The sequence below is a fragment of the Dactylosporangium sp. NPDC051484 genome, assembly GCF_040689395.1.
Classification (GTDB): domain Bacteria; phylum Actinomycetota; class Actinomycetes; order Mycobacteriales; family Micromonosporaceae; genus Dactylosporangium.
In genome coordinates this window covers 1-1,760 of the sequence record NZ_JBFAZX010000085.1, presented here as the reverse complement: position 1 = coordinate 1,760, position 1,760 = coordinate 1, and the positions used below count along the sequence as shown (strand labels likewise).

At 65.7% G+C, this 1,760-nt stretch carries 1 protein-coding gene; it reads right to left on the bottom strand.

The window, feature by feature from the left end; all coding sequences use genetic code 11:
• Window positions 1-269: 269 nt before the first annotated feature.
• Window positions 270-1,637, bottom strand: coding sequence for a phospholipase D family protein (locus AB0367_RS38710; protein WP_366231498.1), 1,368 nt, complete (start codon window positions 1,635-1,637; stop codon window positions 270-272).
• Window positions 1,638-1,760 lie beyond the last annotated feature (123 nt).

Genomic DNA, 1,760 nt, shown 5'->3' with positions numbered 1-1,760 from the left:
GCCATCTGAGACACCGCCTTATAATAACGGTAGAGGCCGGGTTCCGGACGACGGCGACACCACGTCGGGCGTGATCGTCGCGTTCGCCGCGACCGGCACCGTGACCAACGACTGTTGCCGAACCGACCGGCAACGACTTTTCAGCAGCACCTGAAGTGCTTGCTGCGCGTCATCAGGCCCTACCGGCGCAGTCCGCTCCTTGATGTAAGACGCCGACGCCCCGGTCAAGCCCCTGGAAGTGGTAATCGGCGTCCTGGCTGGGCGAGGGCTCACCCAAGTTGCGCGACGAGTACATGGCTGCCATGCGCGTCGATAACGTCCAGCCGATATACGCCCCGCTCGAAGAACTCGTCGGCGTTGTGTGCGTCGAGGTTGGCGCGGTCGAAGGTGATCGGATTGTCGAGGAGGCCGGCGAAGAACGTCATCGTGGCATCGGGATCGTGCATGGCGTCTCGCCCCGCGTCACGCATTCGCACTGTGTACAACTGCCTGAATACGGCTTCAGCGGCCGGTCGGTCGGTGCCGATCGCCCCCTCCCAAGCAACCCTGGCGGACTCGCCGTCGAAACGGAGGCCGAACTTGTAACCTGCGGGCGCGGCACTGTTCGGGCGGAGTTCGACGATGACGTTGGCCCCGCGATCGAGGATGCTAGGGAAGGTCAGCGTGACGAAGCAGTCGCGACCGCCGATGCGCTGTGAGTGGTTGAAGCGGACGCCGCTCCTGACGTAGGTGATGCGCGTGGTGGTGAGCCGCGCGAAGGCCATGCGCCCGGACGGGCACAGGATCAATGGGTAGAACCCGAAGGACTTCAACCGCAGGACCTGAGGGCCACCGTTGCGGCACCACCGCGTCAGGTCGTAGCCACTGCCCGCCATCAGGGTTTGATAGTCGTGACCGGCAGAGGACTCCACGGTACGTAGTTCGGCGTACGCGGTCCCCTGTGGCGAGCGGTATGCGGTCCGGTTGAGGGCAGAGCGCAGCGCTCGGGCCATCGACTCGTGGCTGCGCGCCTGCTCCTGGCGCAGCGCCTCCTCCGCCGCCCGCGCTGCTTCCTGTCGGGTGCGCTCCGCCTCGGCCAGGCGCTCCTGGCGCAGGCGCTCTTGCTCTTCGAAGGCTTCGAGGAGCCGCCGGTGAGCCAGGTCGTGCGCCGCCGCAGGCTCTTCGAGACGCTCCAGGAGAAGATCTACGTACGCGAGGTCCACCACGGTCGCATCCGACAGCCACTCCCCGAGTGTGGCGAGGAAACGGGTGTCGCTCATATCGCGTTGCGGCACCGCCGTGGCTTCCCGGCTTCCTCGCGCGTATGTCGTGAAGTTCTGAGATCCCACGGTCACACCGCGCCCGTCGACGACGAGCACCTTGGCGTGCAACCGCGGCAGCGTGCGAACCGCTATCCCGTCGGTGAGCAGGGACCGGATGGCGAGCAGTTTGGTGCGGTAGTTGGCGGAGCCGCTCGCTGGGGACAGGTCGGTGACCACGTCGATCGCGGTCACGGGCACGGCAGTAGATGCGGCAAGCAGTCGAACCAGCAGTTTGTCCAGGTACGGGGTGAATACCCAGACCGACTCGGACGCCTCCGCCACGCGCTGCTTCCAGATGCGATACACATCGCGGGCAAGGAACTCGTCCCTACCCATGCGCGCGTCCTGCCCTCAGCATGAACACCTCGACCAACCGTCGGACATGATCTCCGCGGTAGTAGATCACGGTGTGACCCCGCAGCGGTGGACGACCCGGCTTTAGGCGGTGTCTCAGATGGT

Bases quoted from the DNA above. Each gene is read 5' to 3' on its own strand.
- AB0367_RS38710 (WP_366231498.1), bottom strand. From the start codon at position 1,637: ATGGGTAGGGACGAGTTCCTTGCCCGCGATGTGTATCGCATCTGGAAG.